Here is a 14056-nt window from a genome sequence, read left to right as displayed (position 1 = left end):
GTGAGTCCACGCTGGGACGGCCCGCAGCACGCGGCCGAACGGCCAGACGATGACGACCGCCGCGATACGCGACGGTCGGAGAGCACCGAGCAGGGCGAGGATCGTGACCGGGCGGACCCGCCGCCCGAGCAGGGCGAGGATCGTGACCGGGCGGACCCGTCACCCGAGCAGGGCGAGGGGTCCCACGCTGAGCGTCCCGACACCTGGGCGGAGACGGCGGAGCAGCCGGACCGGGCCGAGGAACGGGCGGCGACCGCCGAGGCGGCGCAGGCCGAGCGGACGCGAGGCGCACACTCTGTGGTCGACACCGTGAAAGCATCCGTCGGGGCGTTGGTCGTAGCGGCGGCCAGCGTCGTCAACGTGCAGGCGACGGAGAACAGGCTGTTGGACGCGGTGGCGGAGCCCATCAGGGGGATGGTGCAGCGTACGCAGCAGCGAAAGAAAGAGCAGGAAGCGCTTGAGAACGCCGAACCCGATGGCGACCCGGAGCATCAACGGCCGCTGGGCGGGGGGAGTGAGCAGACGGTAGAGCAGGTGGATGACCCCGCTGATGGCCTCGATTCCACCGACGCCGGTGAGATGACCATCGAGGTGGATCTCCCCGGCGACGGTTCTCCCGATGGGCGTGGCACGGACGCCGACGACGACACACCGCGCTAGAAGGGGTCGCCGCACACCCGCCAGCCGCCGCTCTCGCGGACCACCGGCAGGCGACGTTCCTCGTTGAGCCCGCCGTCGCGGGTCAGCTTCACCGTCACAGTGCCCTGTGGGCGTCCGCTGCGGGTGGCCACCGACACGTCGGTGATCTCGTAGTCGGTGACCATCGGGGGCGTACGCACCCAACTGGTGAAGCCGATCGGGCTCCACTTGCTGCGCGCGTCGGAGCACAGCCGCTCGTACGCCTTGTCGCTGTCGCCGAGGGTCACCTCGTTGAGGAACCCGTCGGCGGTCTCCCGGATCGGGCCGGCGGCCTGACGCACGGTTTGCAGGTTCCACACGCCCAGCCCGGCCACCCCGACGCAGCACAGCGCCACGCCGAACCCGACGACCGCCAGCCCGGTGCGCATCGGGCGGTGCCGCCGGGCCGGTCGGCTCCACGGCTGGCCGGCACCCACGATTAACGACCGTAGAGAACACCGTCCCTCAATTCGGGACAAGTCGGAAACTGGGTCCGTCCGGTGCGCGGCTGTGCCCTGTTCGCGGCGGCCACGGATCGTCTACCGTCGGCGCACATCCCCCCGAGCAGTGCCAGGGAGCCGACCGATGAGCCGTTTCGTGCAGCCGGTACCACCGCCCACCGACCCGTACGCCGGTGATGCCCTGCTGCGGTCCTGGCTGGAGCGTCACCTCGGCCCGGCCGGGCACGCCGCCGCCAAGGGTCGCCTCGCCGACCTGGCCGCCGACGTCGTCGGGCCGCTGCGGGCGGCGCACGCCGACGCCGAGGCGCATCCACCCACGCTTGTCCGCTACGACCCGTGGGGCGCCCGCGTCGACCGGATCGACACGTCGGCGGGCTGGCAGGCCCAGCGGGAGGCCGCCGCCCGGCACGCCGTGGTGGCGCTGCCCTACCTGCCGGACGCGCGCGGCACCTGGGGCGCCGCCGCGCGGGTGGTGCAGCACGCCCTCCTGCACCTGTACGGGCCGGAGTCGGCGACGTTCTCCTGCCCGGTGGCGATGGCCGACGGTGCGGCGGCGCTGCTCAGCATGCCCGACGTCGACGCCGGGATCCGGGACGCGTGGCTGCCCCGGCTGATCTCCACCGACCCGGCCACCGCCATCACCAGCGGGCAGTGGATGACCGAGGCGCAGGGCGGCTCCGACCTGGGCCGATCGAGCACTGTGGGCCGGCCCGCGGCGGACGGCTCCTGGCGGCTGACCGGCGAGAAGTGGTTCTGCTCCGCCGCCGACGCGGCGATGGCGGTGGCGCTGGCCCGACCCGAGGGCGCCGGACGCGGCAGCCGGGTGCTCGCACCGTTCCTGGTCCCCCGCTACGCGGCCGACTCACCGCTGGCCACCAGCGCGGCACCGGACGCGCCCGCCCCCGGTGTGACTGTGCACCGGCTCAAGGACAAACTCGGCACCCGCGCGCTGCCCACCGCCGAGATCGGCCTGCACGACGCGTACGCCGTACCGCTGGGTGACCCCGCGGTGCCCGGCCTGGTGCGGGCGATGACCCTGGTCGTGGTGACCCGCGTGCACAACGCGGCCGCGGCGGCCGGTGGGATGCGGCGCGGCCTCGCCTACGCCCGCGCGTATGCCGACGTGCGGCACGTCGCCGGTGGCGCGTTGGTGTCCTCGCCGCTGCACCGGGCCACCCTGGGCACCCTCGGCGTCGACGCGGCAGGTGCGTTCGCCCTGGCCGGGCACGCGTTCGCGCTGCTCGGGCGGGTGGAGGTCGGCGCCGACCCGGAGGCCGCCGCGGAGCTGCGCATCGTGGCGCCGCTGGCGAAGCTGGCCACCGGGCGGCTCGCCGTCAGCTCGGCGAGCGAGTACGTGGAGAGCTTCGGCGGCGCCGGCTACGTGGAGGACACCGGCGTGCCCCGGCTGCTGCGCGACGCGCAGGTGCTGCCGATCTGGGAGGGCACCACGAACGTGCTGGCCCTGGACGTGCTGCGCGCGTTGACCCGGGAGGACGCCGGCGCGCCGCTGCTGAGCCGGTTGGCCGCCGCCGTCGACCTTGCCCGGCCGCTGTCGCCGGCGCTCGCCGACACCCTGGCCACGGCCACCGCTCAGTTGGGCGAAACGATCGCGGCGGTGACCGCCGACCCGGGCGCGGAGGCGGTGCTGGCCGGTGCTCGCGGCCTGGCGCTGCGCCTGGCGTACGCGCTCACCACGGCGCTGCTCGTCGAGCACGCCGCGTGGGGCGACGAGCAGGCGGAACTGGTGGCCCGGCTGTGGGCGCGACGCTGGCTGCGGCACGAGGAGATCGCCGAGGACGCCCACCACCACCTGGACCTGCTCTGCTGACCGGTCGACGGGAGCGGAGGTGACGGCCGGTGGATGTCCTGATCGACCTGGGCGAGTCAAGGGGAGCGCCCGCCCAGGATGAACGACCCCCGGCTGCGCCGTCGCGACCCGGGCGGGTGGCGCTGGTGCTGGCGGTGTGCGCGCTGCTCGGCGGATCCACCGCGCCGGCGCGCCTGCCGTCTCAGGCGGGGCCGCCGGTGCCCGGCCGCTCCACCCTGCTCGTCGCCGGTGAGCTGCTGCTGGTCGTCGATCCGGATGCCGGCCCGCCGACAGTGAGCGCGTACGACGCGACGGCACCGCACCGCCCGCCACGATGGCGGGTTGCCGTGCCGGACGCCGCGGGCTGGTCCGCGCAGGCCGCCGGTGACGTGCTGCTGCTCACCGAGCGCGACCAGGCGCGTCAGGTGCTGGCGACCGCCGCCCGGTCGATGCGCGACGGGAAGCCGCTGTGGCGGCGAGCCGAGCGCATGTACGCGGCCGGCGACGCGGCGGTGGCGGTGAGCGAGGTCCGCAGCGCGTCGGAACCGGGGCGTCGGGTCGAGGGGGCGGTGCGGGGTGTCGACCTGACCTCCGGGGCCACCCGCTGGTCAATGTCGGTGCCGTCCACAGCCGTGGTGCAGGTGCTGCCCGGCCCACCCGCGCGAGTACTCGTGGTGCAGGACGACGGCCTGGTGCGGCTGCTCGACGCCCGCGACGGCGTCGTACACGGGCAGGGATCGCTGCCGCCGGCCGACTTCGGCCCGGACAATCCGCAGGCCATCGGCGGTCACCTGGTGTTGCGCCACCCGACCGGCACGGCGGCGGCCGTGACCGCTTACGACCTGCCGGGCCTGACGCGGCGTTGGGAGGTTCCGGTGCCGCGCGGCGAGCTGACACCGCGCAACTGCCAGGAGCTGGTCTGCGCGCAGGACCGGCACGGCCGGTGGGCGCTCGACCCGGCCACGGGGACACGGAGTTGGGTGTGGCCGGCCGGGACGCGATGGCACACCGTGGCGGGCTCGCGAGGTGGCACCGACGCCTTGGTGCTGCTCCAGCCGGCGGCGGACGGCCACCGCGTCCTGGTGGCCACAGTCGGTCGGGACGGCCCTCGGGTACGCGGCGTCCTCCCGTCGGGGGTGACGGACTGTCGGCGTGCCGGACCCCGGTTGATCTGCCGCGAGACGGACGCCCGGGTGACGGTGTGGCCGCTCGACACGTGACCGTCAGGCGCGGCGGCGGGAGCGCGCCGCCCACACCGCGTACGCCGGGTCGCGGTCGAGGTTGTGCCGGTCCCGATCGTAGCGGCGGGTGGTACGCGGGTCGGCGTGACCCATCGCGTCCTGCACGTCCTCCAGGGGGACGCCCTCGGATCGGGCGGTGGTGGCGAAGGCGTGCCGCAGCGAGTGTGGGGACAGCCGAGCCCAGGCCGGAATGCCGGCGGCGCGGGCGAGCCGGCGGACGATCCGGAACACCGAGTGCCGGTCCAGCCGGGCGCCGCTGGCGGTGACCAGCAGAGGCCCGGTCAGCTGCGTCACCGGCACCCCGGCGGCGGCGGCCCGCTGGGCCAGGTACGCGTCCACCGCGTACCCGGTGCCGGGGGTGAGGGCGCGGCGGCGCTGCTTGCCGCCCTTGCCGACGAAGCGCACGCTGCGGTGCCCGCGTTCGGTGCCCAGGTCGGTGAGGTCCAGCGAGACCAGCTCCCCGACCCGCAGGCCCAGGTCGGCCAGGAGTGCGATCGCCGCACGGTTGCGCACGGCGGTCGGGCCGGTGTCCGCGTCGGCGGCACTGAGCAGGGCGTCGACCTCGTCGGCGCTCAGGCCGATGGTGGCGGAGTGGTCCCGGTCGACGCGGGGCCGGTCCACGCCGGAGACCGGATTGGCCGGCACCCCGCCGAGTTTGACGAGGAAGTCGTACCAGCTGGACAGCGCGGAGAGCCGCCGTGCCACCGTCGCCGGGGTCAGTGGGCGGCCGCTGCGGGCCACGACCGTGGACTCCAGCTCGCGCGCGTACTCGTTGATGTGCAGGAACGAGACCCGCAGCGGGTCGAGGTCACGGCCGGCGCACCAGCGCAGCCAGCCGGTGACGTCGCGTCGGTAGGCGTCGCGGGTGTGTTCGGACAGTCGGCGGTTACGCAGCCACGCCTCGGTGACGTCGACGGGCGCGCTGGGCAGCGCCCGTCGGGCGGTAGGGCGGGTGAGCGCCGGAGCGTCGGAAGACACCATGTGAAAAAGCTTCTCAGCGGTGGATGGGATTGCCATGAAGGCGCGCCGACAACGCTCACCTCTCCCATGCCCGCCCGCGCACGACAGCCGGCGGCCGGCACCTGAACCAGGTGCCGGCCGCCGCGGCTGGCGCGATGTCTGTCAGGCGTTGATCTGGCGTCGCGCGTCGCCGTTGGCCTTGATGGTCACGCGGCGGGGCTTGGCGCGCTCGGCGACCGGGATGCGCAGCGTCAGCACCCCGTTCTCGTAGCCGGCCTCCAGCTTGTCGGTGTCCAGGGTGTCGCCCAGGAACAACTGCCGGGTGAACGTTCCCATCGGGCGTTCGGCGGCGACCAGTTCGACGCCGTCGCCGGCGGGCCGGCGCCGCTCGGCGCGGACGGTGAGGACGTTGCGCTCGACTGTGCAGTCGATGCTGTCCGGGTCGACGCCGGGCAGGTCGAACGCCGCGTAGAAGTAGTCGCCGTCGCGGTAGGCGTCCAGGTGCATCGCCGCGGGACGGGCTGCCGTACCGAAGAACTGCTCGGCGAGCCGGTCGATCTCGCGGAACGGGTCGGTACGCATCAACATTGTCATGCCTCCTCGGTTCTCCTGGCCGAAGGTGTTGAGTTGAGTCGAGGTGACTCAACTTCCTCTTCTTATTTACCGCGTCCTGCGGCAGTCGTCAACTGCTCACTCCAGCGGTTTTTCAAACCAGTGCTCGGCGTACGGGCCCCGCGAGTACGCGGGGATCTCGACGTAGCCGTGCCGGGCGTACAGGGCGCGGGCCTCGACCAGGTCGGAGCGGGTGTCGAGCCGAATGCGGTCGGCCCCGGCCGAGCGCGCCCGCTGCTCCGCGGCCGCCAGCAGCACCGCTCCCCCACCAGCGCCACGATGCGCCGGACGGACGTACACCCGGGTCAACTCGGCCCAGCCCGACTGCCAGCGCAGCCCGGCGCAGCCGGCCAGGTCCGCGCCGTGGTGAGCGACAAGCAGCAGCCCGCCCGGGGAGGTCAGGTCGTCGCTGGGCAACTCGGCCAACGCCGCGTCGACCTCGCCGGGTCGATCCGGACGGCCGTAGTAGCGCACCACCATCTCCGTCATGTATTCCCGCAGCAGCAGGACAGCGTCGGGATGATCGGGTCGGCAGATGCTGGTCAGCCAGGTTGATTCGGCGGTGGTGATCATCTGCCGATCATCACCGCCCGGTCAACGGCATTTCGACGGCTGCCGGGGCGCAAGGACGATCAGAGCCGCTGGTAGACGCCGTGCTCGCGGGTGAGCAACTGCTCATCGATCAGATACCGGCGCAGCGTCGCGTGATCCGACCCTCCGGCGGCGCACCACGGCTTGAGTGCCTCGTCCACGGCCCGCTCGGGATAGCGTGCGCCCGGCTCGAACGAGCGTTCCGCGATGTGTGCCAGCAGCACCCGCCGCCGGCCCCGCTGCGCCGGTAGGCCCACCAGGACGTCTCCACGCAGGAAGGTCCGCAGCACCGGGTCGCCGCCCGGTTCGGCCTCGTCGGCCGGGCGGCTGTCGCGCGCCGCAGCCCGCAACGACGCCTCGTCGACAGTGAGCGCGCCGTCCGCGCCGGTCACGAGGCCCGCGTCGGTCAGCCGGCGGACCCCGGTGAGCACCACCCGTGCCGCAAGGCCGGTCCGCTGCGCGACGGCGGTCGCGCTTGTCGCACCCAGCACGATCGCCGCGAAGATCCGTCGCCGTCCGTCGTCGGCCAGGGCCCCGGCCAGAGCATGCGCAGTCACGCCGGTCACCCTCCCATCGGCGGTACGTCGACAGCCACGCAATTTCCGGCGCCCCGGGCACCGGTCATGTCCCCGATGCTGCCGTTTTCGGCTGCGAAGCCAGCCGTGCATGCAGGTGCATGTCGTGCCACCCGTCAGCGTGGCGAACAGACTCACGCAGTACGCCCTCCACGGTGAAGCCGGCCTGGGTGGCCACCCGGCACGACGCCGCGTTGGCGGTCGAGTGCTCGAGCGACAGCCGGTGCAGGCCAGCCCGCGCGAAGCCCCACCAGGCCAGTGCGAGCAGCGCACCGGTGGCGATGCCCCGACCACGCGCGGCGGGCACCACCCAGTACGACACCTGCGCCGACGCCTCGGTCAGCAGCACACCCCGCAACCCCACCTGACCGACCAGACGGTCGTCGGCGTCGACGATCGCCCAGCTCGCGTCCGTCTCGTCGCGCCAACGTCGCGCCCACTGCGCAGTCCACGCCCGCGCCTCGTCGTCACCGTCCAGGCGACGGACGTGCCACCGCTGGATCGCCGGAGAGTCGAAGGCGGCCCGCACGGCCGTGGCGTCATCGTCGCGCCACGGCCGCAGCATCAGCCCGGGGCGTACCGGAAGGTGGGGTTGCTCTTGAGCGCTGAGGCTCCCGACGGGCAGGGCGGGTGCGACGAGCAGCGGCATTCGCCCATCATGGAGTTGACGGGCTCACTCGCCGGTCGGGCCGCCCGCGAGTTCCGCGACCACGTCGAGGTGGCCGAGGTGGCGGGCGTACTCCTGGACCAGGTGGAACAGCACCCGCTCCAGCGACGCCGGGCCCGCGCCGTTCCAGCGCGGCCCCGGCGCGCCGATCTCCGCCAGGTCGTGCGCCGTCACCACAGCAGTGGTGTGCGCGCCCTGCGCCCGCAGCGCCGCCACCAGATCCGCGCAGGTCTCCTCCGGGGCGACGTACCAGCGGTCCCCACGGCGGTCGCCCCACGGCTCGGCGACGTCCCGGCCCTGGAAACCCCACTCGATCCAGCGCAGCTCGACGTGACGCAGGTGCGTGAGCAGCTCCAACGGCGTCCACCCCGACGGCAGGCGGCTCCGCCACAGCTCCGGCTCCGCCAGCGCGGACACCTTCGCCACGACGGACTCCCGGAAGTAGTCCAGGTAGGTCAGGAACACCTCGGCACGGCCGCCGGCCGGGTCGGTGGGCTCGGGAAACGACGTCATGACACGGTCGGCAGGTCCCGACCGCGCTGGCGCACACCGGCGGCGCCGTACGGGTAGTCGCCCACAAGCGGGGCGCTCGCCTCGTCCAGCAGTCGCGTCTGCTCGGCGTCGAGGGTCAGGTCGGCGGCGGTCAGGTTGTCGTCGAGCTGTTCGATGGTCCGCGCACCGAGGATCACCGAGGTGACCGCCGGACGCGCCGCCAACCAGGCCAACGCCACCGCCGACATCGACACACCGCGCTCCCCGGCGACCTGACCCACCGCGTCGAGTACCCGCCAGGTGCGCTCGTCGGCGTTGCGACCGGCGTACGCCTCGACGCCGCGCTCCGGATTCTCGCCCAGGCGGGTCGCGCCGGTGGGCGTGCTGTCGCGCTGGTACTTGCCGGTCAACCAGCCACCGCCCAGCGGCGACCACGGCAGGATGCCGATGCCTTCGTTCTCGCAGACCGGCACCAGCTCGAACTCGATCTCCCGGGCCAGCAGGTTGTACTGCGGTTGCAGGGTCACGATCGGGGTGAGGTTGAGGTGCTGGGTGAGCAGCGCGGCCTTCTGCAACTGCCACCCCGTGAAGTTGCTGACCCCCGCATAGCGGATCTTGCCGGCGCTGACGGCGTCGTCGAAGAAGCGCAGCGTCTCCGGCAGCGGAGTCAGCGGGTCCCAGGCGTGCGCCTGGTAGAGGTCGACGGCCTCGACGCCGAGCCGCCGCAGGCTGGCCTCCAGCGCCCTGGTGAGGTGGACGCGGGACAGGCCGGCGTCGTTCGCGCCGGGGCCCATCGGAAACCGGCCCTTCGTGGCGATGACCAGGCGATCCCGCACATCGGACCGTGCACGCAGCCAACGGCCGACGATCTCCTCGGAGGTGCCGGCGGAGTAGACGTCGGCGGTGTCGATGAACGTGCCGCCGGCCTCGACGAACCGGTCCAGCTGGGCGAAGCTGCCCGCCTCGTCGGTTTCGGCACCGAAGGTCATGGTGCCCAGGCACAGGGTCGAGACAACGGTGCCGGTGGCACCCAGAGTGCGATAACGCATGTCGTCCTTCCAGTTCGTGGAACAAGCCGATCTTCGCACCTGTCGCGCGCACGCGCCGACCGGCCGAAGCGCGCGGGCACCCGCGCGGGCACGTCGCGGGGGATGATGTGCAGGTGAGCGAGCCCGCCGTCGACACGGCCCGACCGCACCCGCCGGAGCGGTCGGCGCGGCCGGAGGTGTCACCGGAGCCCGGCCCGCGTGCCGTCGGCCCGGTCGTGGTGGCCGCGATCACCAGCGTGACGCTGCTGCTGCTCGCCGGCCGCTACGGCTATCACCGCGACGAGCTCTACTTCCTGCTCGCCGGCCGCCACCTGGACTGGGGCTACGTCGATCAGGGTCCACTGGTCCCAGCGCTGGCCCGCCTGCTGGACATGATCGCCCCGGACAACCTGGTGGTGCTGCGGACGCCCTCGGCGATGATGGCCGGCGGCGCGGTGCTGCTGGTCGCCGCCATCGCCCGCGAGTTGGGCGCCGGCCGAGCCGCGCAGACCTTCGCCGCGGTGCTGGCCGCACTGTCCGGCATCGTGCTCGCCAACGGGCACCTGCTCAGCACCACTACCGTCGACCTACTGGTCTGGCTGGCGGCAGCATGGTGCGTGGTGCGGTTACTGCGCACCGGAGACACCCGTTGGGCGCTCGGCATCGGGCTGGCGCTCGGCGTGGGCATGCTCAACAAGGTGCTGCCCGCGCTGCTGGCCGTGGGTCTGATCGCCGGGGTGGCCATCGCCGGGCCACGTCGGCTGCTGCGTGACCGGTGGGTGCTCGCCGCCGGGATCGCCGCACTGCTGGCCGCACCGAACCTGATCTGGCAGGCCGTACACGGGTTCCCGCAACTCGGTGTGGCAGCCTCCATCGCCGACGGCGACAGCTCCTACAGCGGCCGCCTCGACGCGTTCATCCTCCATTTCGTCATCATCAGCCCGTACGCCGTACCGATCTGGATCGCCGGCTTCGTCGCGCTGCTGCGCCGGCCGCAGTGGCGGGCGTACCGGGCGGTGGGTTGGTCCTGGTTGGTAGTGGTCGTCGTCGTGCTGGTCGCCGGCGGCAAGGGCTACTACGACGCGCCGTTGATGCTGGTCCTCACCGCCGTCGGCGCGGTGGTGACCACCGCCTGGGCGTCGCATGGGTCCGTCTGGCTGCGTCGAGGGCTGCTCGCGGCAGGTGTGCCGCTGTTCCTCCTGCCCAGCATCGTGCTGCTGCTGCCGGTGCTGCCCGCCGAGCGGCTGCCCGCGTTCGTGGTGGACGTCAACTACGACGCTGGTGAGACCATCGGCTGGCCAGCGTTCGCCGACTCGCTCGCCGCCGTCCACCGTGGGCTGCCGCCGGAGGAGCGTGCGCGGGCGGTCATCCTCACCGGCAACTACGGCGAGGCCGGCGCGGTGGCCCGGTACGGCCCGGCCCGTGGCCTGCCCGTCGCCTACTCCGGGCACAACAGCATGGTCGACTTCGGCAGGCCACCCGCCGAGGCCGACGTGGTGATCGCCGTGGGCTGGGAGCGCCCCGATCCGCTGACCGCCTGGTTCGACGCGTGCGCGCTCGCCGGGCGGGTGGACCAGCGGGTCGAGGTCGACAACGACGAGAACGGTGGCCCGATCTACGTGTGCCGAGGGCTGCGGCGTCCGTGGGCGCAGATCTGGGACACCGAGGTACGCCGCACCGGCTGACCTGTTCCGCGGTACCGTCGACCCCCTCTACACGGGGATCTTCGCGTCTGCGCGCCCGCTCGTGGGGCGTACGCGGTTACTCGTCGCCCGACCCGCGACCAGGGCGACCGCGAGGAGCAGCGGCACCAGCGCGGCCAAGGTCCAACGCAGGCCGACATGGTCGGCGAACCAGCCGATCACCGCAGGCGCGAGCAGGATGCCGGTGTAGGTAAGGGTGGTGAACCGGGCGACCACAATGGCCGCGCCAGGGCCGGCGCTGTCAGCACCCAGGCTGCCCACGACACCGAACAACACGGGCAAGGGGGTGGCCAGTCCAGCGCCCACAAGCGCGAACCCGGCAATGGACAGCGCCGGCCACGGACTTGCCAGGGCCACGGCCACACCCACCGCAGCGACGGATGTGCCGACCTGGAGCAGCCGCGTCGCCGACGTCCGCTCCTGGAGGCGGTCACCGACCAGCCGGCCCGCTGTCTGGAAGATCGCGAACAGCACGTAACCCATGCCGGCCGCACCCAGCGACGCGCGTAGGGTTTCGTGCAGGTAGACACCGCTCCAGTCGGCCACCCCGGCCTCGACGGTCAGCACGATCGCGCCCATCACGCCGAACAGCACCACGCGCAGGCTCCACCCGGCCCGCCAGCCGGCGCGGACACCGACCGGCGTCGCGTCGGTCCCGCGATCCGCGGCGGCCGGCAGCAACATCCGACCGCAGACGGCCGACAGCGGGATCAGCACCCCCGCCAGCAACAGGTAGTGCACGGTACGGGACATCCCGATGTGCGCCGCGCCCGCTCCGAGCAGCGCGCCGGCAACCGCGCCGATGCTCCACGCCGCATGGCAACCGTTCATGATCGGCCGGCTCAACCGCTGCTGTACGGCCACCGCGTGCGCGTTCATCGTCACGTCGAGCATGCCGTGCACCGCGCCGAACGCGAGGTGCACCAGGATCTGCCACCACAGGTCGGGCGCCACGCCGACCCCCACCAACAGCAACGGCAGCACCACTGTGGTGCCCTGCACGATTACCCTGCTGCCGGTACGGGCCACGACGTTGCCGACGGTCTGCATCATGATCACGGCCGCGATGCCGAACATCGCGGACAGCAGACCCAGTTGCCCAGGTGTCAGCCCGAGGTCGATCTTCAACGAGGGCGTCCGCACCGCCAGGCTGGCGATCAGCAGCCCGTTGATCCCGAACACCGCCGTGACAGCCCAGCGTGCTCGGATCGTGGCTCGACTTGGCGGCGTCTGCATACCCTGCTCTCCTCTAACGCTTCGTCATCGTGCCTGACACCGGGATGACGAACGACGGAAACGTCTTTCGGACAGGCAGCCCTCAGACGTGATCTCGGATCTCCCTGAGACGACCGGCGAGGAAGGCACGCTCCACCTCGTTGCCCGTCAGTGCGAGCGCCTCCTCGTACGCCGCCTCGGCCTCGGCCCAGCGCTGGAGGCGTCGCAGGAAGTCCGCGCGGGCGGCGCTGAGATAGCCGTAGGTGGCCATGGCCGGCACGTCGAGCAACGGTTCGAGGGCGGCGAGGCCGGCCTCCGGCCCGTCACGCATACCGAGCGCCACCGCCCGGTTGAGGTCCACGACCGGCGACGGCCACAGCGAGCGCAGCACGTCGTACAACGCGACGATCTCAGCCCAGTCCGTGTCCGCCCAGCTCGGCGACTCGGCGTGCACAGCGGCGATCGCCGCTTGTACGGCGTACCGGCCGGGCGGCTGCCGACGCAGCGACTCCACCAGCAGGGCGACACCTTCGTTGATCTGGTCGGTGTCCCACCGGCTGCGGTCCTGCTCGGCGAGCAGCAGCAGGCGCCCATCCGCGCCCACCCGGGTCTCCCGCCGGGAATCGATGAGCAGCATCAGCGCCAGCAGGCCGGCCACCTCACCGTTCTGCGGCAACAGCACATGCATCACCCGGGCCAACCCGATGGCGCCGTCGACCAGGTCACGGCGGATCAGTGACTCGCCGACCGGCGCGGCGTGCCCGGTGGTGAAGACCAGGTGCAACACCTCGAGCACCGCGTCGACCCGCTCAGGAAGCTCCTCCCGTGCCGGCACCCGGTACGGGATCCGGGCGGCGCTGATCTTCTTCTTGGCCCGGGTGATCCGAGCCGCCATTGTCGTCTCCTGGACGAGGAACGCCCGGGCGACCTCGACGGTGGACAGACCACACAGCAGCCGCAACGTGAGGGCCACCTGGGCGTCGCGCGACAACGCCGGGTGACAACAGGTGAAGATCAGACGCAGTCGGTCGTCGTCGACCGGCGCCTCGACACCTTCCTCCGGACCAGGCACCGCCTCGTCCACTACGAGCAACGGCAGGGCACGCCGCAACACCGAGGCGCGGCGCATCCGGTCCAGGGCACGGTTGCGCGCCACGCTTGTCAGCCACGCGCCGGGCCGGGCCGGCACGGGGGTCCTGCGGCCCCACGTCTGCAACGCCTGGGCGTACGCGTCCTGCACGCACTCCTCGGCCAGGTCCAGGTCACGGGTGTAGTGCACAGTCGCTGCCAGCACCGCGGCCCATTCTGCCCGGTGTGCCCGCGCGACCACCTCGGCGACGCCCCGTGACGCCGCCGAGGTGTCCCCAGCGCTCAGCCCACGTCCACGAGGGGCCGGACCTCGACCGCGCAGTGCGCCATCTTCAGCTCGGGAAGCAGCTGCGCGAGCGCGAGCGCGCGGTCCAGGTCGGAGGCCTCCACCACGTAGTAACCGCCGAGCCCCTCCTTGGTCTCCAGGAACGGTCCGTCGGTCGGGGTGGCCCGGCCGGCCAGATCGCCGTGCAGGGTCGTCGCCGTCGCGCCCGGCTCCAGCTGGTGACTGCTCAGCACCGCTGAGCCGGCTGCCGCGACAAAAGCGGCGTGGCCGTCATCCAGCCGCTGGGTCTCCTCGGCAGTCATGGCGGCCCACTCCTGCTCATTGCCGTAGATGAGAAGCATGTACTTGGCCATGTGTCAGGTCCGTTGGTCTCGGGGCCCGGTCGGCCCGTCCACTGATACGACGAACGAGCTCCCCGCTCATCGACACCGTGAACCACGGTAATGGCGAGCACACTGTCAGTGGCAGGCACGCCAGGCGACGGTGCAGGACGCATCGGAGCGTTGGAGTCGCGCAACTCGCCGATCGGGAAGCCGGTGGGGTCCGCGCCGCCGTACAGCCACTGCCGTCGGCGCCCCAGCGCCGGTGCGCACATAACTGTCATTATGATGCTTCGACGTTTTGCCCGGTTATGCCGGAGTTAATTAATGG

15 protein-coding genes are annotated in these 14056 nt (G+C 72.6%); 4 read left to right on the top strand and 11 right to left on the bottom strand.

Annotated elements, in window-relative coordinates; genetic code table 11:
• Window positions 1-660, top strand: coding sequence for a hypothetical protein (locus F4558_RS09950; protein WP_167943851.1), 660 nt, complete (start codon window positions 1-3; stop codon window positions 658-660).
• Here the strand turns inward: F4558_RS09950 and F4558_RS09945 are convergent.
• Window positions 657-1115, bottom strand: coding sequence for an Rv0361 family membrane protein (locus F4558_RS09945; RefSeq protein ID WP_053661169.1), 459 nt, complete (start codon window positions 1113-1115; stop codon window positions 657-659). The genes F4558_RS09950 and F4558_RS09945 overlap by 4 nt on opposite strands.
• Before the next feature lie 148 nt (window positions 1116-1263).
• Here F4558_RS09945 and F4558_RS09940 point away from each other — a divergent pair, with 148 nt between their 5' ends.
• Window positions 1264-2967, top strand: coding sequence for an acyl-CoA dehydrogenase family protein (locus F4558_RS09940; protein WP_167943850.1), 1704 nt, complete (start codon window positions 1264-1266; stop codon window positions 2965-2967).
• 29 nt (window positions 2968-2996) lie between these two features.
• Entirely contained in the window at window positions 2997-4166 is a 1170-nt protein-coding gene (locus F4558_RS09935) for a PQQ-binding-like beta-propeller repeat protein (RefSeq protein WP_167943849.1), read from the top strand.
• A gap of 3 nt (window positions 4167-4169) precedes the next feature.
• Here F4558_RS09935 and F4558_RS09930 read toward each other — a convergent pair whose 3' ends face one another.
• From F4558_RS09930 to F4558_RS09900, 7 genes are all read right to left on the bottom strand, one after another.
• A complete protein-coding gene (locus F4558_RS09930; protein WP_167943848.1) occupies window positions 4170-5168 on the bottom strand; it encodes a tyrosine-type recombinase/integrase in 999 nt (332 codons plus the stop codon).
• Between the two features lie 141 nt (window positions 5169-5309).
• Window positions 5310-5735: an Hsp20/alpha crystallin family protein gene (locus F4558_RS09925; protein ID WP_053661177.1), complete on the bottom strand. Its 426-nt coding sequence runs from the start codon at window positions 5733-5735 to the stop codon at window positions 5310-5312.
• 102 nt (window positions 5736-5837) lie between these two features.
• Entirely contained in the window at window positions 5838-6332 is a 495-nt protein-coding gene (locus F4558_RS09920; RefSeq protein ID WP_167943847.1) for a GNAT family N-acetyltransferase, read from the bottom strand.
• 59 nt (window positions 6333-6391) lie between these two features.
• A complete protein-coding gene (locus F4558_RS09915) occupies window positions 6392-6907 on the bottom strand; it encodes a DUF2087 domain-containing protein (protein WP_167943846.1) in 516 nt (171 codons plus the stop codon).
• 64 nt (window positions 6908-6971) lie between these two features.
• Window positions 6972-7574: a GNAT family N-acetyltransferase gene (locus F4558_RS09910; RefSeq protein ID WP_167943845.1), complete on the bottom strand. Its 603-nt coding sequence runs from the start codon at window positions 7572-7574 to the stop codon at window positions 6972-6974.
• Between the two features lie 24 nt (window positions 7575-7598).
• On the bottom strand, window positions 7599-8105 hold the full coding sequence (locus tag F4558_RS09905) for a DinB family protein (RefSeq protein WP_167943844.1): 507 nt from the start codon (window positions 8103-8105) through the stop codon (window positions 7599-7601).
• Window positions 8102-9133, bottom strand: a complete 1032-nt coding sequence (locus tag F4558_RS09900) for an aldo/keto reductase (RefSeq protein WP_167943843.1) — start codon at window positions 9131-9133, stop codon at window positions 8102-8104. Before F4558_RS09900 ends, F4558_RS09905 begins: the two co-directional genes overlap by 4 nt.
• Window positions 9134-9246: 113 nt before the next feature.
• Between F4558_RS09900 and F4558_RS09895 the strand changes: the two genes are divergently transcribed.
• A complete protein-coding gene (locus tag F4558_RS09895) occupies window positions 9247-10797 on the top strand; it encodes an ArnT family glycosyltransferase (RefSeq protein ID WP_167943842.1) in 1551 nt (516 codons plus the stop codon).
• A 27-nt stretch (window positions 10798-10824) separates the two neighbouring features.
• Here F4558_RS09895 and F4558_RS09890 read toward each other — a convergent pair whose 3' ends face one another.
• The 3 genes from F4558_RS09890 to F4558_RS09880 all read right to left on the bottom strand — a co-directional run bounded on the left by F4558_RS09890 (window position 10825) and on the right by F4558_RS09880 (window position 13758).
• Window positions 10825-12051 carry an MFS transporter gene (locus F4558_RS09890; protein ID WP_167943841.1) on the bottom strand — a complete coding sequence of 409 codons (1227 nt, stop codon included), beginning with the start codon at window positions 12049-12051 and terminating at the stop codon, window positions 10825-10827.
• 82 nt (window positions 12052-12133) lie between these two features.
• On the bottom strand, window positions 12134-13324 hold the full coding sequence (locus F4558_RS09885; protein ID WP_312877301.1) for a sigma-70 family RNA polymerase sigma factor: 1191 nt from the start codon (window positions 13322-13324) through the stop codon (window positions 12134-12136).
• A gap of 77 nt (window positions 13325-13401) precedes the next feature.
• Window positions 13402-13758 (bottom strand): YciI family protein, encoded by a 357-nt coding sequence (locus tag F4558_RS09880; RefSeq protein WP_053661190.1) that lies wholly within the window; start codon window positions 13756-13758, stop codon window positions 13402-13404.
• Between the last annotated feature and the right edge of the window lie 298 nt (window positions 13759-14056).

This window comes from Micromonospora profundi (assembly GCF_011927785.1).
GTDB lineage: Bacteria > Actinomycetota > Actinomycetes > Mycobacteriales > Micromonosporaceae > Micromonospora > Micromonospora profundi.
The sequence above is the reverse complement of the archived record's forward strand: the minus strand, read 5'-3'. Positions and strand labels throughout refer to the sequence as shown.